Origin of the sequence: Escherichia sp. MOD1-EC6842, assembly GCF_002965705.1 — a bacterium.
Taxonomy (GTDB): domain Bacteria; phylum Pseudomonadota; class Gammaproteobacteria; order Enterobacterales; family Enterobacteriaceae; genus Escherichia; species Escherichia ruysiae.
The window spans coordinates 142,453-162,480 of sequence record NZ_PTRF01000001.1 but is presented as its reverse complement, the minus strand read 5'-3'; the positions used below and the strand labels follow the sequence as shown (position 1 = coordinate 162,480).

Annotated in this window: 20 protein-coding genes and 1 tRNA gene; 6 read left to right on the top strand and 15 right to left on the bottom strand. The window is 48.6% G+C overall.

Annotated features, from left to right (window positions below):
- Positions 1 to 142 precede the first annotated feature (142 nt).
- Together mdoH and mdoG are read right to left on the bottom strand one after the other, a co-directional pair.
- Positions 143 to 2,686, bottom strand: coding sequence for a glucans biosynthesis glucosyltransferase MdoH (gene mdoH / locus A7Z29_RS00845; protein ID WP_071995174.1), 2,544 nt, complete (start codon positions 2,684 to 2,686; stop codon positions 143 to 145).
- Complete coding sequence (gene mdoG / locus A7Z29_RS00840) at positions 2,679 to 4,214, bottom strand: glucans biosynthesis protein MdoG (RefSeq protein ID WP_077629659.1); 1,536 nt, start codon at positions 4,212 to 4,214, stop codon at positions 2,679 to 2,681. Before mdoG ends, mdoH begins: the two co-directional genes overlap by 8 nt.
- Positions 4,215 to 4,606: 392 nt before the next feature.
- Between mdoG and mdoC the strand changes: the two genes are divergently transcribed.
- A complete protein-coding gene (mdoC, locus tag A7Z29_RS00830; RefSeq protein WP_105289685.1) occupies positions 4,607 to 5,764 on the top strand; it encodes a glucans biosynthesis protein MdoC in 1,158 nt (385 codons plus the stop codon).
- Positions 5,765 to 5,771: 7 nt separating this feature from the next.
- Here mdoC and clsC read toward each other — a convergent pair whose 3' ends face one another.
- The 6 genes from clsC to csgB all read right to left on the bottom strand — a co-directional run bounded on the left by clsC (position 5,772) and on the right by csgB (position 9,596).
- The gene (gene clsC, locus A7Z29_RS00825; protein ID WP_123058393.1) at positions 5,772 to 7,253 is read right to left on the bottom strand and encodes a cardiolipin synthase ClsC; all 1,482 of its coding nucleotides are present in this window, start codon (positions 7,251 to 7,253) and stop codon (positions 5,772 to 5,774) included.
- On the bottom strand, positions 7,195 to 7,728 hold the full coding sequence (gene ymdB / locus A7Z29_RS00820; RefSeq protein ID WP_000842234.1) for an O-acetyl-ADP-ribose deacetylase: 534 nt from the start codon (positions 7,726 to 7,728) through the stop codon (positions 7,195 to 7,197). The genes clsC and ymdB overlap by 59 nt, the downstream gene beginning before the upstream one ends.
- A 94-nt stretch (positions 7,729 to 7,822) precedes the next feature.
- Positions 7,823 to 8,134, bottom strand: coding sequence for a type 1 fimbrial protein (locus A7Z29_RS00815; RefSeq protein WP_000489603.1), 312 nt, complete (start codon positions 8,132 to 8,134; stop codon positions 7,823 to 7,825).
- A gap of 116 nt (positions 8,135 to 8,250) precedes the next feature.
- Positions 8,251 to 8,583, bottom strand: coding sequence for a curli assembly chaperone CsgC (gene csgC / locus A7Z29_RS00810; RefSeq protein ID WP_000992819.1), 333 nt, complete (start codon positions 8,581 to 8,583; stop codon positions 8,251 to 8,253).
- Between the two features lie 58 nt (positions 8,584 to 8,641).
- Positions 8,642 to 9,100 (bottom strand): curli major subunit CsgA, encoded by a 459-nt coding sequence (gene csgA, locus A7Z29_RS00805; RefSeq protein WP_000771421.1) that lies wholly within the window; start codon positions 9,098 to 9,100, stop codon positions 8,642 to 8,644.
- Positions 9,101 to 9,140: 40 nt separating this feature from the next.
- Positions 9,141 to 9,596, bottom strand: coding sequence for a curli minor subunit CsgB (csgB, locus tag A7Z29_RS00800; RefSeq protein WP_010345644.1), 456 nt, complete (start codon positions 9,594 to 9,596; stop codon positions 9,141 to 9,143).
- Between the two features lie 756 nt (positions 9,597 to 10,352).
- Here csgB and csgD point away from each other — a divergent pair.
- Genes csgD through csgG form a run of 4 tightly spaced genes read left to right on the top strand, consistent with a single transcriptional unit; the run spans position 10,353 to position 12,698 of the window.
- Complete coding sequence (gene csgD / locus A7Z29_RS00790) at positions 10,353 to 11,003, top strand: biofilm master transcriptional regulator CsgD (protein ID WP_000481491.1); 651 nt, start codon at positions 10,353 to 10,355, stop codon at positions 11,001 to 11,003.
- Between the two features lie 4 nt (positions 11,004 to 11,007).
- On the top strand, positions 11,008 to 11,397 hold the full coding sequence (gene csgE / locus A7Z29_RS00785; RefSeq protein WP_000833234.1) for a curli production assembly/transport protein CsgE: 390 nt from the start codon (positions 11,008 to 11,010) through the stop codon (positions 11,395 to 11,397).
- A 24-nt stretch (positions 11,398 to 11,421) separates the two neighbouring features.
- Positions 11,422 to 11,838, top strand: a complete 417-nt coding sequence (gene csgF / locus A7Z29_RS00780) for a curli production assembly/transport protein CsgF (RefSeq protein WP_001264078.1) — start codon at positions 11,422 to 11,424, stop codon at positions 11,836 to 11,838.
- A gap of 26 nt (positions 11,839 to 11,864) precedes the next feature.
- Positions 11,865 to 12,698 (top strand): curli production assembly/transport protein CsgG, encoded by an 834-nt coding sequence (gene csgG / locus A7Z29_RS00775; RefSeq protein ID WP_001189336.1) that lies wholly within the window; start codon positions 11,865 to 11,867, stop codon positions 12,696 to 12,698.
- 62 nt (positions 12,699 to 12,760) lie between these two features.
- Here csgG and A7Z29_RS00770 read toward each other — a convergent pair whose 3' ends face one another.
- From A7Z29_RS00770 to ghrA, 4 genes are all read right to left on the bottom strand, one after another.
- Complete coding sequence (locus A7Z29_RS00770) at positions 12,761 to 13,252, bottom strand: DUF1097 domain-containing protein (protein WP_032147879.1); 492 nt, start codon at positions 13,250 to 13,252, stop codon at positions 12,761 to 12,763.
- 101 nt (positions 13,253 to 13,353) lie between these two features.
- Complete coding sequence (ycdY, locus tag A7Z29_RS00765) at positions 13,354 to 13,908, bottom strand: molecular chaperone YcdY (RefSeq protein ID WP_001001898.1); 555 nt, start codon at positions 13,906 to 13,908, stop codon at positions 13,354 to 13,356.
- Between the two features lie 23 nt (positions 13,909 to 13,931).
- Positions 13,932 to 14,669, bottom strand: a complete 738-nt coding sequence (locus A7Z29_RS00760) for a phosphatase (RefSeq protein ID WP_000283652.1) — start codon at positions 14,667 to 14,669, stop codon at positions 13,932 to 13,934.
- Positions 14,670 to 14,723: 54 nt separating this feature from the next.
- Entirely contained in the window at positions 14,724 to 15,662 is a 939-nt protein-coding gene (gene ghrA, locus A7Z29_RS00755) for a glyoxylate/hydroxypyruvate reductase GhrA (RefSeq protein ID WP_000351340.1), read from the bottom strand.
- Positions 15,663 to 15,895: 233 nt separating this feature from the next.
- Here ghrA and A7Z29_RS00750 point away from each other — a divergent pair.
- Positions 15,896 to 15,983: transfer RNA gene (locus A7Z29_RS00750), tRNA-Ser, on the top strand.
- A 195-nt stretch (positions 15,984 to 16,178) separates the two neighbouring features.
- Here the strand turns inward: A7Z29_RS00750 and phoH are convergent.
- From phoH to efeO, 3 genes are all read right to left on the bottom strand, one after another.
- The gene (phoH, locus tag A7Z29_RS00745) at positions 16,179 to 16,967 is read right to left on the bottom strand and encodes a phosphate starvation-inducible protein PhoH (protein WP_000533536.1); all 789 of its coding nucleotides are present in this window, start codon (positions 16,965 to 16,967) and stop codon (positions 16,179 to 16,181) included.
- Between the two features lie 643 nt (positions 16,968 to 17,610).
- On the bottom strand, positions 17,611 to 18,882 hold the full coding sequence (efeB, locus tag A7Z29_RS00735) for an iron uptake transporter deferrochelatase/peroxidase subunit (protein ID WP_001199187.1): 1,272 nt from the start codon (positions 18,880 to 18,882) through the stop codon (positions 17,611 to 17,613).
- 5 nt (positions 18,883 to 18,887) lie between these two features.
- Positions 18,888 to 20,015 (bottom strand): iron uptake system protein EfeO, encoded by a 1,128-nt coding sequence (gene efeO / locus A7Z29_RS00730; protein WP_105280997.1) that lies wholly within the window; start codon positions 20,013 to 20,015, stop codon positions 18,888 to 18,890.
- Between the last annotated feature and the right edge of the window lie 13 nt (positions 20,016 to 20,028).

The following is a 20,028-nucleotide window of genomic DNA, read 5'->3' as shown; positions in this document are numbered from 1 at the left end:
CCTCTTCCGTAAAAAAATACCGGCATAACGCCGGTATTTTTATTGCTGACAAAATGCTTGTTGTTTTTGCCGGATGCGGCATGAACGCCTTATCCGGCCTACGAAACCTTGCAAATTCAATATATTGCAGTTATCTACACTTTTATTGCGAAGCCGCATCCGGTTTACGCAATGCCAGTGGATTCAACTTTATCCCTTCGTAGTAACTCACCCATGAAGAATATCTCTCCGGGGAATTCCAGACGCGGAAATGCAAACGAGCCATCGTCACCGGATCGCTTAGCAGCACCAGACGACGATCGCGATTCAGCTTCTCTGGCGTCTCGTTCAGCGCCTGTTCAACATGGCGGTCACGGGCGATTTCCAGCACCTTACTGGCGCGGTGACGCGCAGTGGCCATTGCCGTTGCCAGAGCGTTAAACGACGGATTAAACACTGCATGCATAAAGCCATCGTCGAGAGAACGTTGACGGTTCATCTCAAGGAAACGATCGGTATCGATCAGTACCTGAGGCGGTGAATACTCTTCCGGGATCAGGAACAGTTTCCAGCGTTTCGTGCGCAGCCCAACGGTTGTACGGCTGGAGATCACCGAAACAAACGGTGACAGAATCAGCGAGAAGACAATCGGTGCCAGCCAGAACAGGAAACGCAGATCCAGCCACGCCATACCGACCGCCCACACTAACCCCAGTAGCAACTGTGAGCCGTGGCGTTTAAACGCTTCGCCCCAGGAGGTAGAGTCGTCATCACGTTGCGGGGAATTCCACACCACTTCCCAGCCAAGGAAGGCGCTAACCACGAATACCGTATGGAACAACATACGCACCGGCGCCAACAGCACGGAGAACAGCACTTCTAACAGCAGCGATAACGTAACTCGCCAGAAGCCGCCATACTCTTTAGTCCCTTTGCACCAAATAAGCAAAATACTCAACAACTTCGGCAGGAACAGCAGCACCATCGTCGAGGCAAACAGCGCAATCGCCAGTTCAGGACGCCACTGTGGCCAGACCGGGAATAACTGCCGTGGTTGCAGGAAGTATTGCGGTTCGGTCAGCGCGTGCACGACCTGCAATGCGGTAGAGAGCGCAAGGAACATAAACCACAGCGGTGCGGAAAGATAAGACATCACGCCCGTCAGGAACACCGCGCGGTGAACCGGGTGCATCCCTTTAACCAGGAACAAACGGAAGTTCATCAGGTTACCATGGCACCAGCGGCGATCACGTTTTAACTCGTCAAGCAGGTTAGGCGGCAGTTCTTCATAAGAGCCAGGGAGATCGTAAGCAATCCATACCCCCCAGCCTGCACGGCGCATCAGTGCGGCTTCCACGAAGTCGTGCGAAAGGATTGAACCCGCAAATGATCCTTCACCAGGCAGCGGCGCCAGCGCGCAGTGCTCGATAAACGGTTTCACGCGGATAATCGCATTATGCCCCCAGTAGTGCGACTCGCCGAGCTGCCAGAAATGCAAACCGGCAGTGAACAATGGCCCATAGACACGGGTCGCAAACTGTTGGCAACGTGCATATAGCGTATCCATACCAGACGCTTTCGGCGACGACTGGATAATCCCGGCGTTCGGGTTGGCTTCCATCAGGCGCACCAGACCGCACAAACAATCACCGGTCATCACCGAGTCCGCATCCAGCACCACCATGTAGCTGTACTGGCTACCCCAGCGACGGCAGAAATCGTCAATGTTACCGCTTTTACGCTTCACGCGACGGCGGCGACGGCGATAGAAAATCTGGCCTTCGCCCTGCACTTCGGCGATCAGCTCCATCCAGGCTTTTTGTTCTGCCACACAGATGTCCGGGTTGTAGCTGTCACTCAGGATATAAACATCAAAGTGTTTGGCATTACCGGTCGCTTTCACGGATTCCCACGTTGCACGCAGACCTGCAAAAACGCGATTCACGTCTTCGTTACAGATAGGCATGATCAATGCTGTGCGATGCTCCGGATTTAACGGTTCATCGCCAACGGTTGAAGCGGAAATACTGTATTTATCGCGACCAATAAGCAGTTGCAGGAAGCCCATCAACGCCGTCCAGAAACCGGCTGACACCCAGCAGAAAAGAACAGCGAAGAGGATCAGAATACCGGTTTGCAGCATGTAAGGCAGAAGCTGCATAAAGGAAACCCACAAATCCTGATCGACCATATCAACTGGATTAATCAGCGCCCACCCCTGATAAGGCAGAATGGTCTTCATATACCAGGTAGCGACGACGGTTTGCGCCAGAGTGAGAAGAAGCAGGATGTAACGACGGATGGTGCCGACGGTACGCCACTTTTGCTCGCTCTCCTGCTCTTCTTTGGTCAATCGCGCCAGATAGCGCGGCGTCACATCGCGCCCACGCAGACGATCCCAGAAACGACCAACCGGGTTAGTACGCCACGGATCGGGGAACATAGAAGAACGTTTTGCTTTCGGCATTGCCTTAAGCTGATCGCGCCCTTCGTCGTCTTGAATTAACTGTCCATCAGCGAGTGAATCTGGCCAGGCTTGTTCCAGACGTGCTTTTACCGACCCTTGCGGGGAGTCATCCTCTCGCGCCCAGGTTCGGTGTTCAGCATCCAGCGCCTGATGAACAGCGCGGATATCAGTCTTCGGCAATGCCGCTTTCTCGCTTGCGGAGATGGGCATTGCGTCAATGTACTCGGTTGTCTTATTCATTGGCAGGTAACTGGTAGCTCCAGGTTTCACTCAACGTTTGATCGGCATTCACCAGGGCAGCACGCATTTCAGTGGTTTTCTTGGCATCTTTCACTTTCACACGCATTACCAGACGCCAGCCTTTGGTGACCGGGTTATAGCGCACCGTGCTTTCTACAATCTCACCATTATCGCCAATGCTGGTTTGTGCAGTGACCGGTGTATTCTCTGGCAGTTTTTTCATCTCTGCGCCAGTAAAATCGACCACAAAAGCGATAGTGCCGTCAGGCTGTCGAATCAGGTTCGACTGCTTCACATCCCCCGTTGAACGACGCGTCTGCTGCACCCAGGCGTTATCAGGCGCGTGAAGTTTGTCTTCATCACGGCTGAAAGTAATGGTGTATTTAAAGTTCATCTCTTTACCTGGTTCCGGTAACTGATCCGGCGTCCAGTAAGCGACGATGTTATCGTTGGTTTCATCGTTGGTTGGAATTTCCACCAGCTCAACGCTGCCTTTGCCCCACTCCCCTTTCGGTGTCACCCACGCGCTTGGACGGAGATCGTAACGATCGTCGAGATCTTCAAAGCGGGAGAAATCGCGGCCGCGCTGCAACAGACCGAAGCCTTGCGGGTTTTCCATCGAGAAGCTGCTGATCGCCAGATGTTTCGGGTTGTTTAGCGGACGCCAGATCCACTCACCGTTACCAGCATGGATAGACAGACCGTTGGAGTCGTGCAATTCCGGACGATAATTATTCGCCGGAGATGGCTGGTTCGGCCCGAACAGGAACATACTGGTTAACGGCGCAACGCCCAGTTTGCCGACTTTATCGCGCAGGTAGATTTTCGATTGCACATCAACAACCGTGTCACGTCCCGGCATAACAACGAACTTGTAAGCGCCTGTCGCACGCGGCGAATCAAGCAACGCATAAATCGTTAAACGCTTATCGGTCGGTTTTGGACGCTCGATCCAGAACTCCTTAAAGCGTGGAAATTCTTCACCTGATGGCAAAGCGGTATCAATAGCCAGGCCTCGGGCAGAAAGACCGTAAACCTGACCTGCGCCAATCACGCGGAAATAGCTGGCCCCGAGCATGCTGACGATTTCATCATTTTTATCTTTGCTGTTGATCGGGTAAAGCACTTTAAAACCGGCAAAACCAAGATCTTTTACCGTGTCTTTGTCATGCTGAACATCGCCGAAAGTGAAATAATCCGGGCTGTATTTGATTCTTTTTACTGCCGTTGCAGTGACTTCATTTATTTTGACCGGTGTGTCGAAGTACATACCCTGATGGTAGAACTCGAGCTTGAATGGGGTCTTCAGATTGTTCCAGTATGCTTTGTCATGATTAAACTGGATCTGTTGATAGTCCGCGTATTTCATGTCGCGGAAAACGGAGGGCAAGTTACTTTTAGGCGCCTCATAGCCTTTCCCGGCTAAGGATTGAGCTTGCTTTGCGACATCGTCAATGCTGAAGGCCCAGCTTGATGATGTATACAGGGTTAACATTACTGCAGCACTCAACCAACGCATTTTCATCATTTGTAGTTTATGTTTCATAATAAGTAAGCACTTCCCCCTTTGTGTGCTTATATCGATCCGATCTATTTTAATGGATAACCAGCCATTCCGACAACAGAATCCCGGTATTATTCAGCGCGCCGGCTCATGGATTAAGCACCTGATTGCAACCGTTTTCACTTTCCGTGCTTATCCTAAAGACAGAAGGAGCGAGTTCGTGTAGGGTTTGCCGGCAAATTTATTTATCAACCGTCTTACAGGCGCTTCCATTTTGGTTAGTGATTGCGGCTATGCCGCGCAAAAACACATTTGAAGCCTGCACCTCATGCAGCAGGTCAGTGTCGTTACGGCAAAAGCCTAAAGGCATTACCCGGCGGGGATAAGACGAAAAATCCGAGATTAGTTAACCATATATGAATCCAGTACCCGCGCAGCGTGAATATTTCCTCGACTCCATCCGCGCATGGTTGATGTTGTTAGGGATCCCTTTTCATATTTCTTTAATCTATTCAAGCCACACCTGGCATGTGAATAGCGCAGAACCGTCATGGTGGCTGACGCTTTTTAACGATTTCATCCACGCCTTCCGTATGCAGGTATTTTTCGTTATTTCCGGATATTTTTCCTACATGCTGTTTTTGCGCTACCCGTTGAAAAAATGGTGGAAAGTGCGCGTTGAACGCGTAGGGATCCCGATGTTAACGGCTATTCCCCTGCTCACCTTGCCGCAATTCATTATGCTGCAATATGTCAAGGGCAAAGCGGAAAGCTGGCCTGGGCTATCATTGTATGACAAATATAATACTCTGGCCTGGGAGTTAATTTCACACCTGTGGTTTTTACTGGTGTTGGTCGTTATGACGACACTTTGCGTGTGGATATTTAAACGAATAAGAAATAATTTAGAAAATTCAGATAAAACAAATAAAACTTTCTCGATGGTTAAGCTATCGATACTATTTTTCTGTCTGGGAACTGGCTATGCAGCAATAAGAAGAACGCTATTTATCGTTTATCCACCCATTTTAAGCGACGGCATGTTCAATTTTATTTTCATGCAGACGCTGTTTTATATGCCGTTCTTTATTCTCGGTGCGCTGGCTTTCATTTTTCCTAGTCTAAAAGCCTTGTTTACCACACCGTCTCGTGGATGCACTCTCGCGGCAGCACTGGCATTTGTTGCTTATTTGCTCAATCAACGCTACGGCAGCGGCGATGCCTGGATGTATGAAACCGAGTCAGTGATCACGATGGTGCTCGGCCTGTGGATGGTGAATGTGGTCTTCTCCTTCGGCCACCGTTTGCTTAATTTCCAGTCAGCGCGGGTAACCTATTTTGTAAACGCGTCGCTATTTATTTATCTGGTTCACCACCCGTTAACGCTCTTTTTCGGTGCTTACATCACTCCGCACATTACATCAAATCTGCTGGGTTTCCTCTGCGGTCTGATATTTGTGGTAGGGATTGCGATAATTCTGTACGAAATTCATTTACGCATTCCGTTGTTGAAGTTTTTGTTCTCCGGCAAACCGATCATAAAACGCGAGAATGACAAAGCGCCAGCTCGCTAAACCATACTTACAATAACCATTCAACGGGCAATATTGACGCCAGTCTGACCATAACCCGCTTCCAGAAACTGGTGGCGGGTTCTTTTTTGAGGATAATTTCCTCCTTCCCATGGCGATCGACCCAGTTGATTCGTCCCCACCGATCCAGACGGAGCTGCCAGGCCGCATCATACTGGCTCTGAATAAAGCGTTTATCGATTAATTGTGCCAGCGTTTCGCTCTCTATCACGAAGCCCATTTCAGTATTGAGCAATGTTGAACGCGGATCGAAATTGAATGAGCCAATAAACACTATTTTGCCATCGACACTGAATGTCTTGGCATGAAGGCTTGCGCCGGAATTACCGGTTATACCGCGATCGTGCAACGTGCCGCTCTGTTCCCGCGTCGGCTTCAGTTCATACAATTCCACGCCATAGCGGAGTAACTTTTTGCGCCAGCGGGCATACCCGGCATGAACGACAGCGACATCGTTAGCGGCAAGTGAATTGGTTAAGATGGCTATCCTGACTCCTTTTCTCACCATTCGTAAAAGCTGCGCCACTCCCGCGCGCGTTGGCACAAAATAGGAAGAGATAATATCAATACGTTCGCTGGGTGAGCCCATGATATCAAACAGGCGCTGCGGTAACAGCGAATGCCGTTTTGCCTTGCCCTCCCCTTTTACCGGATCATCACTTAATAAACGCGTTCTTGCCCAGATAAGCGGCAACGTTCCGTCAACCAGTTGATTTATAAATGGACTTAACTCCATTTGGCGCAAATAGCGATGTGTCTCGGTGTCGTTGTACCAGGACGCAGGTAGCTCAATACGGTCAGCCATTTCGCCATCGGGAACATCCAGCACCTGCTGCAATGGTGACACTGATTTGCAATACCAGTAGCGGGCAAAATCATCGGCAACGTCCTCAACAACCGGCCCTATTGCCAGAACATCTAAATCTGAAAAAAGTGGCTCTTCTCCCGCACCGAAATAGGCATCGCCAACGTTGCGCCCGCCCACCAGCGTCACCACGCCATCAATAGTGAAACTTTTATTGTGCATACGACGATTGAGGCGGGAAAAATCGGTGATATAACCAAGCGGACGTAACAGACGAAAAGAGAAAGGATTGAAAAGTCGAACTTCAATACGCGGGTGACTATCGAGCAAGCGTAAAATATCATCAAGACCGGGAGTATTATTGTCATCCAGCAACAAACGGACGCGAACGCCACGCTTCGCTGCGGCTAACAGAGCCGAAAACAGCAATCGCCCCGACATATCGTCCTGCCAGATGTAATACTGAACATCCAGAGTATGCTCCGCCATTTCTGCCAGACGATATCGTGCAGCAAACGCATCCAGACTTTTATCCAGGGGGAAAATGCCGCACTGTCCAGGATGTTGCGAGCACAGCGGCAGCACCGCGCTCGCCAGCCGGGGAAAATCATTCATCTCCTTGTTGGGTAAGGAGTCTTTCGTAGAGGTGGGCATTTTCTGCATCATAACAGACAAAGTATACCTGCTCAGGCAAAGCGTGACGGGTAATAAATTCTGAAACGGTTTTTACTGCTATTTCAGCCGCTGCAGCACGCGGGTAACCATAAACGCCGGTGCTGATGGCAGGAAATGCCACTGTCGCATAGCCGTTCGCCGCTACCAGTCGTAGACTATTGAGATAGGCATCCTGCAATAACTGGTCTTCGTTTTGTTCGCCACCGCGCCAGACAGGCCCAACGGTATGCACAACAGCTTTGGCAGGGAGATCGCCCGCAAGAGTAATCACTGCATGTCCCGTGGGGCAATCGCCCTGTTGCTGGCGAACTTTCAAACAGGCATCCAGCAACGCCGGGCCGGCTGCGCGATGAATAGCGCCATCAACGCCGCCGCCCCCCATTAATGACGGATTAGCCGCATTAACAATAACATCAACGGCTAGTTTAGTAATATCACCCTGCACAACATGAATACGCGATTTCATAACGCCTCCTTACACCCTCTTGTTTCTTAAGTGTACAGCAGTGTTTTTAGGTAAATCGCATTTTTCTTGTCAGCAACGTGAGTAGTTCAGAAACTTAGTTATATTCGATGTTCATCACAGCCAGCTTTTTCTGCTCATCAAGATACTGCACTTTTACTGAGGCAATTTGCGCATTTTTAACTTTGCCACTCATTAACTCTTTGCTGGAATACGTTTTGCTCTGTACTGGACCATTTTGCATACAGGTCATTTCAACTGGCGTTTGCAGGGAGCTCACGTCACACGAGGGTTCCACGATTTGACCATAAAAATGAATCACGCCACCTTGCGCATTGCTTTCCGCTGTTGCAAAGAAAGGAAAAACCAGGCTGCCGAGCATAAGGGAGTTTAACAACGGTCTGAACATCTATTCTGTTTCCTCAATGATTAATCATCCTTGAGGGGGTTATCCATGCTTTCAGGTTGGTCGATTCGCATCAGACCGTTCTCTTCCGGCTCGTTTTATGCTCAACTATTAATACATTAAGACTTTCCTGAAGAGGGCGGCCATTGTTGTGATAAATGAAGTGACTGTCCATCAGAAACCGTAACAACTATTTTCACCCGATCGTCCGGGGAAATATTTAAACTCAACTTCGTCAAGGCAATGGGTTGATTAGCGGGTAATGAAAGGGTCTTTTCTTGCTTCGTCTGACTTTGTCCCGAACTGCCTTCGCGTAGTGACAATATCTGAACCCGGCACAAGCATGATTGCGTAAGAGTAACTTCAGGAATAATGGTGTACATGTCACCTTGCTGGGTTGTATTAAAGGTTATCTGGCTGGAAAGTGCCGCGAGAAGTAATAACGCGTTCATACTATTCTCCCGAAAAAAAACAGGGCTTGCGCCCTGTTTCTGTCATACAAATTCTGTATTAGTACTGATGAGCGGTCGCGTTGTTACCAAAGCCAACCTGAGTTACGTTGACGCTGGAGTTAGATGCAGTCTGGTCAACTGCTGCACCGTTGCCACCACCGAACTGTTTAACAGTCATTTCAGAGTTTTTACCGTTCCACTGATCAAGAGTGGCGCTGTTACCGAAGCCACGCTGGGTCAGTTCAATTGAGCTGTCATCAGAACCTTGTCCTACGTCTGCGCCGTTACCGCCGCCGTGCTGGGTAATAGTCAGATCAGAGTTGCGGGCATCAGCCTGCAATGCAACAGCAGAGTTACCGCCACCGTACTGATAAATATTCAGCTCTGAATTCGGGCCGCTGTTATTGCCGCCACCACCGTGGTTGCCGCCGCCACCGCCGTACTGAGGAATAGAACCTGCCAGAGCGCTACCGGAGAATACGATTGCTGCAATTGCTGCTACTTTTAAAAGTTTCATGTAAAACCCCCATCGGATTGATTTAAAAGTCGAATGGAAATTAACGTTGTGTCACGCGAATAGCCATTTGCGACTGTCTCTGCACTACAATTGCCGTTTTTTGAGTACCATGCTGCGTAATATTTGCTTTATTACCAGAACCTTTCTGGATAATCATTGCAGTATTACCATATGCGCCTTGCGAAATACTGGCATCGTTGGCATTGCCCGCCTGATCAATATATGCAAGGTTATAATCTCCTGTCTGGTCAATCTTTGCCCGGTTGCTATTACCCTCTTGCGAAACAACCGACAAAAGTTTTGAGCCTCCCTGCCGTAACTGTGCACTATTATTAGTACCAGCTTGACCAACTATGGCTGCCTGATTAAATGAAGACTTACTCAATTCATTTACCGCTAAGTTATATTCTGAATTAGCTAAATCATAACCTGCTGCGGCTGCAATCCCAGGCGCACCCAGTATTGTTAACATCACAAATAACAATTTGTTTTTCATGTTGTCACCCTGGACCTGGTCGTACATTTAAGAAATTAAATCATTTCAACTTGGTTGTTAACGCAAACCGTTTTTTGTTAACGCTGCGTTACGATGGAAAGTATGTCTGCGGAAATATTTTTAATAACTCACCCGCGCGTTGTATTTTGCTTTTTTTGTTCATACCAAAGTATTAAAACTCGCGCAAATACGCTGTTATTTACGCAAAAATTATTTTGTTTTCTTTTAAAGTACCGTTTTTTGACAGCAAAAAATCGACAGTCAGCCTTCCTTCATGATTCGCGAAGATTACGTCGATATGTCTGTTTGACAAGCCGTGACAAACATCGTCTTTTTACGGCAAAAAATTGTCCATGGGCAACATCAGAGAAAGTAAGAAATTTTCACACGACAAAAGAACTATGTGAAAATAATTTTTATATGGATAATTATGGACTTAGCGTAATTTGTATGACTTTTTAAAACTGTGCAATAAAAGCCATATGTACAACTTTTCTATCAATTCTAAACTCCACAACCACGCTGCGTTAACATTTTAAAATTCCAGATTACATTTTGTTACACGTTTAACACTTGATTTAAGATTTGTAATGGCTAGATTGAAATCAGATGTAATCCATTAGTTTTATATTTTACCCATTTAGGGTTGATTTATTACTACACACAGCAGTGCAACATCTGTCAGTACTTCTGGTGCCTCTATTTTATAAAGGCAGCTGTCAGGTGTGCGATTAATAAAAAAAGCGGGGTTTCATCATGTTTAATGAAGTCCATAGTATTCATGGTCATACATTACTGTTGATCACTAAACCTTCTTTGCAGGCGACTGCGTTATTGCAGCATTTAAAACAATCGCTGGCAATCACAGGAAAACTGCATAATATTCAACGTTCTCTGGACGATATATCTTCTGGCTGCATTATTCTGTTGGATATGATGGAAGCAGATAAAAAGCTCATTCATTACTGGCAGGATACATTAAGCAGAAAACACAACAACATTAAAACGCTGTTGTTAAATACTCCAGATGATTACCCGTACCGCGACATTGAAAACTGGCCGCATATCAATGGTGTTTTTTACGCCATGGAGGATCAAGAACGCGTAGTCAATGGGTTGCAAGGCGTCTTACGTGGTGAATGCTACTTTACGCAAAAGCTTGCCAGTTACTTGATTACACATTCCGGTAACTATCGTTATAACAGCACGGAATCTGCCCTCCTTACTCATAGGGAAAAAGAGATCCTTAATAAGCTGCGTATCGGCGCCTCCAATAACGAGATTGCTCGTTCGCTGTTCATCAGCGAAAACACGGTAAAAACGCATCTTTATAATCTTTTCAAAAAGATAGCAGTTAAAAACCGAACACAAGCGGTCTCATGGGCAAACGATAACCTCAGGCGATAAAGCCATGAAACGTTATTTATGCTGGATTGTAGCAGTAGAACTTCTCTTCGCTGCGGGAAATGTTCACGCCGTTGAAGTAGAAGTACCGGGATTGTTAACTGACCATACTGTTTCCTCTATTGGCCATGATTTTTACCGTGCCTTTAGTGATAAATGGGAAAGTGACTACACCGGTAACTTAACAATTAATGAAAGACCCAGTGCACGATGGGGAAGCTGGATCACAATAACGGTGAATCAGGACGTTATTTTCCAGACATTTTTATTCCCATTGAAAAGAGACTTCGAGAAAACTGTTGTCTTTGCACTGATTCAAACTGAAGAAGCACTAAATCGTCGCCAGATAAATCAGGCGTTATTGAGTACGGGCGATTTGGCGCATGATGAATTTTAAATAAAAAATTGTTCGGAGGCTGCAATGCGTGTCAAACATGCAGTAGTTCTACTCATGCTTATTTCACCATTAAGTTGGGCAGGAAATATGACTTTCCAGTTCCGCAATCCAAACTTTGGTGGTAACCCGAATAACGGCGCTTTTTTATTAAATAGTGCCCAGGCGCAGAACTCGTATAAAGATCCGAGCTATGACGATGACTTTGGTATTGAAACGCCATCGGCGTTAGATAACTTTACTCAGGCCATTCAGTCCCAAATTTTAGGTGGACTGTTGTCGAATATTAACACGGGTCAGCCAGGGAGAATGGTAACCAATGAATATATTGTTGATATTGCCAACCGCGATGGTCAATTGCAGTTGAATGTGACGGATCGCAAGACAGGACAAACCTCGACCATCCAGGTTTCGGGTTTACAAAATAACTCAACCGATTTTTAAGCCCCAGCTTCATAAGGAAAATAATCATGCAGCGCTTATTTGTTTTGGTTGCCGTCATGTTGCTGAGCGGATGCTTAACCGCCCCACCTAAAGAAGCCGCCAGACCGACATTAATGCCTCGTGCCCAGAGCTACAAAGATTTGACCCACCTGCCAGCGCCAACGGGTAAGATCTTTGTTTCGGTATACAACATTCAGGACGAAACCGGGCAATTTAAACCCTACCCGGCGAGTAACTTCTCCACTGCTGTTCCGCAAAGCGCCACTGCGATGCTGGTCACGGCATTGAAAGATTCTCGCTGGTTTATACCGCTGGAACGTCAGGGCTTACAAAACCTGCTCAACGAACGCAAGATTATTCGTGCGGCACAGGAAAACGGCACTGTCGCGGTAAACAACCGAATCCCGCTTCAATCGTTGACCGCAGCCAATATCATGGTTGAAGGCTCTATTATTGGTTATGAAAGCAACGTCAAATCGGGCGGTGTTGGGGCGAGATATTTTGGTATTGGTGCAGATACGCAATACCAACTTGATCAGATTGCCGTGAACCTGCGCGTCGTCAATGTAAGTACCGGTGAGATCCTCTCTTCGGTGAACACCAGTAAGACGATCCTTTCCTATGAAGTCCAGGCGGGTGTCTTCCGCTTTATTGACTACCAGCGGTTACTGGAAGGGGAAGTGGGTTATACCTCTAACGAACCGGTTATGCTCTGTCTAATGTCCGCCATCGAAACAGGCGTTATCTTCCTGATTAACGACGGCATCGACCGTGGCTTGTGGGATTTACAGAATAAATCAGAGCGGCAGAATGACATTCTGGTGAAATACCGTCACTTATCAGTACCACCGGAATCCTGATACATAAAAAAGCCGGAGTTTATTCCGGCCCTTTACGATTCAATCTAAAGCGTGAGTGCTCCTCACGCTTTATTTTTGACTTGTTGCTCACGGTGAGCGGACTTAGCACTGCGCGCCGCCAGCCAAAGACCGCTGTTTTTCATTGCGTAACCAAACACCAGCCCAAGCGCCAGCGAAGGTAGCACCAGCTTCCAGTTCCCTTGCCCGGCAAACGTCGCACATGCGCCAATAAACGTCCCCGGAACAAACGACAACAATACCTGTTTCGCCTGAATACACATCAGAAAAGCGACAATACCGGTTATGACATAACCGAGAATTTCCAGATGTGGTGCCAGAGCACTGCCGTAAATAATAACCATCGCCCACACCACGCCGCTAAGCAGTGTTGCAGCGGAAATAGCCAGCCCTTTTAGCCCACCTTGCGGACAGGCAAAGTAGGCCGTACAGCCCAGGAAACCTGCCCAGCTAAGTAAGCCAAGGGAAACAGCCACCCAGCCCCAGATACCGGAGAGAATGCCTGTTGTGATTGCAATAGAGAGAAGTATGTTCATGCCGCGCATGATAGCAGAAAACGCGACTATGAATGAGATCGAGCACACATTTTATGCAACAGCTATATATAGATTGCAGTAATGAGTGATTCCGATCACATTTATTCCTCTGATTCTTCCTCAAGTTCATCCCACATTGCGCTGATTGCATCGCGGGTTAGCGGTGCCATGGTGCGCCAGAACGGTGTAGTCGCATGAGCCTCAACTTTACCGAGAAATGCGCCGCACCAGGGCAACAGATACTCGCTAAACAGTGTTTCCAGAGCTTCGCTTTCATCCTCTGTTGACTGATCTTCCAGCCAGGAAGCGGCCAGCAGCAAAGTACCAATGTGATCGGCTGGCGTATCCGCTAACGGCATACCGCGTTCGGAAAGGAAAGTACGGACTTCTGTTTCTGTGGCGCCCTCAACCCAGGTGCTGCGATAAGGTGAAACTGCGCATTCATCACCGACGAATAATGCATTGTAATCGGCAGAAACTTGCGCCATATCACAGCTTTTCTGCAAACGCGCCAGCAATTCATCCTGTTCCAGCGGCCAGTTCGCCGCCAGTTTCCCTTCACGAATTAAGGTAAACAGCGGAACCAGTAAAGGATCCTGCGGTTGACGGTAATAGAGCGAACCCAGCACACGACACAGGATAGAAAACTCGTTCATTAATTTATTTCCGTTAATAGCAATTAAAGATCAGCAAATTCCGCAATCGGCGCCATGCCGCGAGATTCAAGGAAATTCAGCAAACGGCGTGGCGAAACATTCAATATTCTCTCTTCCGGAAAATCCACTGCGTCGAGGATCTTACGGCATTCTTCAAAATCGCCCATGGTAAAAGCGGTATGAGAATCCGATCCTAACGCGACCCAACCTCCGGCATCGCGCACCGCAGCGGCAACCGCACGGCAGTTATCTTCACTGCCCTTACGCGAATGTAAGAATGAGGAGTTATTGATTTCCAGCGCCACCTGATACTTAGCAGCAGCTTCAGCAACAGCTTTAAAATCAATTGGATATCGTGGATTTCCGGGATGGCTAACCACGTGCACATGCCCACTCGCCATCGCGGCAATCATGGCCTGAGTATTCGTAGCTTCATCATGCGGCGCAAAAACCGGTTCATGAAAACCAGCAATGATCAGATCCAGCGAGTCAAACATTTTGCCGCTGCAATCAATTTCACCATCAATATTTTTGATATTGGCTTCGATGCCACGCAGGATCCCCACCCCATCGACGACTCGCGGCCAGATACGCATATTAATGAAGTGCCAGTGATGCGGTGCATCTTCCATATCAGGGCCATGATCGGTGATCGCAAAAAGTTTAATGCCTTTCTGTTTGGCCTGGGCAATGTAATCACTTAATGTGCTATATGCATGTGTACTGGCAACGGTATGCATATGAAGGTCGACGGGATACATAACTCTCTCCTGTATTCAATTCCCGCCAAGGATAGCAGGAATCCGTATGGTTTATTAGTAGCCTCGTACACGGTCGACTTGTCCGCTGACCGTCTTCCCTTTTTCGAGTTGTGTAATGGCGCGAGCAATGTACTCCACCGCTTCAACGGGTCGGGTAATGGCTGCAACATGTGGTGTTATTGTCACGCGTGGATGTTGCCAGAGCGGACTTTCAGGCGGTAAAGGTTCACGATTAAAAACATCCAGCATCGCCGCTTTAACTTTACCGCTATCCAGCGCCGCAAGCAGGTCATCTTCTACCACATGAACGCCACGCGCCAGGTTGAGGAGATATGCGCCATCCGGTAATTTTTCTAATAATTGTTGATTAATAATGCCGACGGTTTCAGGCGTATTCGGTAACAGATTAATTAATACACGACATTGACTCAAAAATTTGCCCAACTCTTCAGTTCCGGCAAAACTTTGTACACCGGGCCAGCTTTTATGGCTACGGCTCCAGCAACGCAGCGGAAAACGCCAGGTCTGCAAGCTCTGTGCGACTTTACTGCCTAATACGCCAGCCCCCAGGATGCCGATAGTAAAATCTTCCCGTTGATACTCAGGCAGAGGTTGCCAAAACGAAGCATTTTGCTGCGCTCGATAATCGTCAAAACGTCTGAACCAATGGAGCACCTGACTGACAGCATATTCCTGCATTTGCTCGCCCATACCGGTATCTTCCAGACGAAAAAGCGGAATAGACGGTTTCAGCATTTCAGGGTACGTCTGTAATTTACTCAAAATCGAATCAACACCGGCACCCAATGCGAACACGGCCTTAAGGTCACGACCTGCCAACATTTCAACAGGCGGATGCCAGACCAAAGCATAATCCGCAGGATGATTATCACCGGTTTTCCATGCTCTGACTCTGGCCTGAGGAATAGCTTTACCCAGCGCATCAATCCACCAGGCGGTATCGAACACAGGATGATAAAAAATGATATCCATACTAACTCCCGAAAGCGGTTGTGCGGAATTTACCCGCACTTATCATTATGATCTACAAAGCACCTCAGCATAACAAATCCACTACCGGTGGCAAAAAAAGCAAACTCTGCTTACTAAAAGCGCAGATTGATTGAAGTTTGAATAAACGCGCTATTTTTTAAAAAAGTTTGTTGACCTCAGGCCGTGATTTCCCTAAATTAGCGCCCGTTCCAGCAAGACAGGAACGACAATTTGGTGAGGTGTCCGAGTGGCTGAAGGAGCACGCCTGGAAAGTGTGTATACGGCAACGTATCGGGGGTTCGAATCCCCCCCTCACCGCCATATTTTAAGAAGAGCCCGTACGTAAGTACGGGCTTTTTTTTCGCATATTGCACGCACCGAGGGGATGAGAAGCCCCGACAGGGGTTCGACAACTGGCGACAGTCCGCGAACGCAGTGAGTGGACTGCACCTTACTCAGTTGGGTGTCCAACTTTTGGGGTGCACTCCACGCCAGGGCTTTGTACCATTAAAACTCTCAACTATAGGCATGTAGCGTACGTTGGCAAAGTGCCGAACGCACGCAATCCTCTTTACCGAATCGGACAATCCCGACCATTTCATCTTCTTCGAAACGTTCCAGCGCGTCACTTAAGCCGGAGCGCACACCGCGAGGTAAATCGCACTGTGTAATATCTCCGTTAACAATAACCGTCACGTTCTCCCCCAGACGGGTTAAAAACATTTTCATTTGTGCGGCAGTCACATTCTGCGCCTCATCAAGAATGACGACCGCATTTTCAAATGTACGTCCACGCATATAGGCGAACGGCGCGATTTCGACCTTCCCTATCTCCGGCCGCAGGCAGTATTGCATAAAGGAAGCGCCCAACCGCCGAACCAGCACGTCGTAGACCGGACGAAAATAAGGAGCAAACTTTTCTGCAATATCTCCAGGTAAGAAGCCAAGATCTTCATCGGCTTGCAGAACAGGACGGGTGACGATAATCCTGTCGACATCCTTATGTATCAGGGCTTCTGCCGCTTTTGCCGCACTGATCCAGGTTTTACCACACCCGGCTTCGCCCGTGGCGAATATCAGTTGCTTACTCTCAATAGCCTTCAGATAGTGCAATTGCGCTTCATTTCGCGCGAGGATTGGCGAGGTATCGCGACTGTCGCGAGCCATGCCAATGGCTTCTACGCCGCTCATCTGCACAAGCGAGGTGACCGATTCTTCTTCACGCTGTTTATGGCTGCGCGAATCCCGTCTCAGCACACGTTTTGCCTCGCGACGAGCTTTGATCACTGCTTTTTGTCTTCCCATGGAGAGCACCTTGAGTTGTTTGTATTCATCACACGCGCCGTTGGCAGCGCGATTATGCGCACGAACATCAGAGGGTTGGCTTCCTTGTAAGCCATAGTTTGCTTTTGGAAATAACACCGAAAACGGCTACGCGCACCGTTAAAGGCGTCGGTAACACGAATAAAGAAAGGAAGTGGGTAAAAATACAGAATGACGAGATGACTACCGGAGGAGAAATCTCCGCGAGTGGTGGAGCGTTGCTTAACAAAACATTGTCCAGTACAGGACGTTACCATCCGCGATCTCCATAGTGACTGACTATCACTGCCGGGAACTACCGCTGTTACTTAATAAGTACAACAGTTTTCGCATTTGTTGCAACAATATATTTACTTATATTTAACCATAAAACACCATTTAGATGGCATTAGCTTCTACTGGAAAGATGACAGAGTGATGACAGTGATGGTAAAAGCTGTGTACTTTCAGCAGGATTCGCGTTTGCTGGTAAAATGAGCCTTGTGCTTGCCGGATGCGGCGTGAACGCCTTATTCTGCCTACCGATCCGGCACCGATTGTAGGCCTGATAAGACGCGCAAGCGTCGCATCAGGCATCAGCGCACGAACGTCGGATGCGGCGTAAACGCCTATCCGCCTAAAAACATTAAACCCGCAATAATGCGCTTCCGAGATAATCGTTCGTGTCCTTCACCCCTGGCAATGCAAAGAAATAACCGCCACCGATAGGTTTGACGTATTCCTCCAGCGCCTCGCCATTCAGTCTTTTTTGTACTGTCAGAAAGCCCTTTTCCAGATCGTGTTGGTAGCAAACGAACAGTAGCCCCATATCCAGTTGCCCGGAGTTGGTGACGCCCAGTGAATAACTGTAGCCACGGCGCAACATCAGGCTGGACTCACTCTCTGGCGTGCGCGGATTCGCCAGCCGGATATGGCTGTCCAGCGCAATCACCTTACCTTCAGGATCGCTGGCGTAATCGGGCACATCATGCTCGTGCTGCATTCCCAGCGGAGCACCGGTTTGCTTATCACGACCAAAAATCGTCTGCTGTTCTTTCAGTGGCGTTCTGTCCCAAAACTCCACCCGAAACTGAATCAACCGCACCGCCTGGTAGCTGCCGCCGATGGTCCAGGCAGGTTCCTGCTGATCTGCCGTGACCCACACCACTTTTTGCATCAACTTCGCATTATGGCTGTCGGGATTAGCAGTGCCGTCTTTGAAGCCCAGCAAATTAATTGGCGTATCTTTGCCTTTACTTCGCGCCGCATGATCGGAAATAAACCCTTCCCGCTTCCAGCGCACGCTGAGCAAATCCGGCGTGTGTTTAATGATATCGCGCAGCGCATGGATCACCGTATCCTGGGTGTTGGCGCAAATCTGTAGCAACACATCACCATGACATAACGCTGCATCAAGCGAGTCGTTGGGGAAACGCGTCATCTTCTGCAACTTTTTCGGCATCTGCGGCGCAAGGCCAAACCGTTCATCAAACAATGAGTAACCAACAGACAACGTGATGGTGAGATTATCAGGCGCAATGTAGCCGCCAAGAATGCCGGAATCGAGTGGCGGTAGGCGCGGATTTGGCGTTTCTGGTGCCGTTCCGCCCTGAGTCAGAAAAGCAAAACGCTGAGTCAACAAGCGAAACAACCGCTCAAGATCGGCTTTATCACTGGCAAGCACATCAAACGCCACCAGCATCATTGCGGCCTGCTGTGGCGTCACAATCCCCGCCTGATGTTCGCCATAAAAAGGCTGTTTCTCATTGCGCGCATCCGGCGAAAGCGTACCCGGTGCACTTTGCGCTTTTTGTGCATGAGCCACCGGGCAACTTCCCGCCAGTGCCAGCGCACCAATCCCTTTCAGTAAACGTCGGCGCGAGGGTTCATTCACGCCGTTTTCATTTTCATACTGCATAATGCTTAGTCCAGCCCCAGCACACCACGAAGTTGCGCCAGATCTTCCGCCAGCGCGGTAATCGGGCCTTTTAGCGCGTTACGGTCGGCATCGGTCAATTTGTCGTAGGTTTCAAAACCGTCTTTGGTACGGTATTTCGCCAGAATGGTATCGACCTTTTTGAAGTTGGCATCGACTTTTACCAGCAGTTCCGGGTTGGCTTTTTGCAGTTGTGGACGCAGCAGATCGACAATTTTCTGCGAGCCTTCAACGTTAGCCTGGAAATCCCACAGATCGGTGTGGCTGTAGCGATCTTCTTCACCGCTAATTTTGCTGGCTGCCACTTCCTCAATCAGTCCCGCTGCGCCGCCGACCACTTTTGAAGGTGGGAAAGCCAGTTCACTGATGCGTTTATGCAAATCAACCACATCGGTATAAAGCTGGTCAGCGTACTGATCCATTCCTTTGGTGGTGTTGTCGCCAAACAAGGCTTTTTCCAGACGGTGGAAACCGGTGAATTTTGGGTCGGCGGCTTTTTGCTCGTAATCATCCTCACGGGCGTCAATGCTGCCATCCAGATCGGAGAACAGTTCAGCGATCGGTTCAATGCGCTCATAGTGCTGGCGCGTCGGTGCATACAGTGCTTTCGCTTTTTCGATATCGCCCGCTTTAATGGCGTCGGTAAAGGCTTTAGTGTCGGTCACCAGCTGCGTGGTTTCCGCCATGACATACGCCTTATATGCGGTAATTGCACCGCCGAGGCTTAACAGTGCATCACTTTGCGCCGCATCCGCTGTCGCCTCGCCTTTGACGATCAACTTCCCTTTCGGGTTAGTCAGCAGACCGCAGGTCATATCGTATTCACCAGGCTGTAAATTCGCCGTCATTTTCTGGCTAAAACCAGGGGCGATATTTTCCCGCTCTTCCACCACCATCACGCCTTTGAGGATCTCCCATTCCAGGGCCTTCTGACTGTGGTTCTGAATGATAAACTGCGTTTTCCCGGCGTTAACCGTAATAGTCATTGGTTCGCACTGCTTATCCGTCACGGTCACTTTGACTTGCGGAATATCGGCGGCGTTAGCCATAAAAGCAGAAGAGAACAGCGCAGCCACGCTTAATTGCAGTGCGCTACGACGGAAGTTAATGGTCATGACGAGACTATCC

What these genes read in the sequence shown, in the direction of transcription:
- csgB (WP_010345644.1), bottom strand. Translation starts at nt 9,596, where the DNA reads ATGAAAAACAAATTGTTATTTGTGATGTTAACAATACTGGGTGCGCCT.
- A7Z29_RS00815 (WP_000489603.1), bottom strand. Translation starts at nt 8,134, where the DNA reads ATGTTCAGACCGTTGTTAAACTCCCTTATGCTCGGCAGCCTGGTTTTT.
- ycdY (WP_001001898.1), bottom strand. Translation starts at nt 13,908, where the DNA reads ATGAACGAGTTTTCTATCCTGTGTCGTGTGCTGGGTTCGCTCTATTAC.
- csgD (WP_000481491.1), top strand. Translation starts at nt 10,353, where the DNA reads ATGTTTAATGAAGTCCATAGTATTCATGGTCATACATTACTGTTGATC.
- mdoC (WP_105289685.1), top strand. Translation starts at nt 4,607, where the DNA reads ATGAATCCAGTACCCGCGCAGCGTGAATATTTCCTCGACTCCATCCGC.
- csgF (WP_001264078.1), top strand. Translation starts at nt 11,422, where the DNA reads ATGCGTGTCAAACATGCAGTAGTTCTACTCATGCTTATTTCACCATTA.
- A7Z29_RS00760 (WP_000283652.1), bottom strand. Translation starts at nt 14,669, where the DNA reads ATGTATCCCGTCGACCTTCATATGCATACCGTTGCCAGTACACATGCA.
- ghrA (WP_000351340.1), bottom strand. Translation starts at nt 15,662, where the DNA reads ATGGATATCATTTTTTATCATCCTGTGTTCGATACCGCCTGGTGGATT.
- mdoG (WP_077629659.1), bottom strand. Translation starts at nt 4,214, where the DNA reads ATGATGAAAATGCGTTGGTTGAGTGCTGCAGTAATGTTAACCCTGTAT.
- A7Z29_RS00770 (WP_032147879.1), bottom strand. Translation starts at nt 13,252, where the DNA reads ATGAACATACTTCTCTCTATTGCAATCACAACAGGCATTCTCTCCGGT.
- ymdB (WP_000842234.1), bottom strand. Translation starts at nt 7,728, where the DNA reads ATGAAATCGCGTATTCATGTTGTGCAGGGTGATATTACTAAACTAGCC.
- csgA (WP_000771421.1), bottom strand. Translation starts at nt 9,100, where the DNA reads ATGAAACTTTTAAAAGTAGCAGCAATTGCAGCAATCGTATTCTCCGGT.
- efeO (WP_105280997.1), bottom strand. Translation starts at nt 20,015, where the DNA reads ATGACCATTAACTTCCGTCGTAGCGCACTGCAATTAAGCGTGGCTGCG.
- csgE (WP_000833234.1), top strand. Translation starts at nt 11,008, where the DNA reads ATGAAACGTTATTTATGCTGGATTGTAGCAGTAGAACTTCTCTTCGCT.
- csgG (WP_001189336.1), top strand. Translation starts at nt 11,865, where the DNA reads ATGCAGCGCTTATTTGTTTTGGTTGCCGTCATGTTGCTGAGCGGATGC.
- mdoH (WP_071995174.1), bottom strand. Translation starts at nt 2,686, where the DNA reads ATGAATAAGACAACCGAGTACATTGACGCAATGCCCATCTCCGCAAGC.
- clsC (WP_123058393.1), bottom strand. Translation starts at nt 7,253, where the DNA reads ATGATGCAGAAAATGCCCACCTCTACGAAAGACTCCTTACCCAACAAG.
- csgC (WP_000992819.1), bottom strand. Translation starts at nt 8,583, where the DNA reads ATGAACGCGTTATTACTTCTCGCGGCACTTTCCAGCCAGATAACCTTT.
- phoH (WP_000533536.1), bottom strand. Translation starts at nt 16,967, where the DNA reads ATGGGAAGACAAAAAGCAGTGATCAAAGCTCGTCGCGAGGCAAAACGT.
- efeB (WP_001199187.1), bottom strand. Translation starts at nt 18,882, where the DNA reads ATGCAGTATGAAAATGAAAACGGCGTGAATGAACCCTCGCGCCGACGT.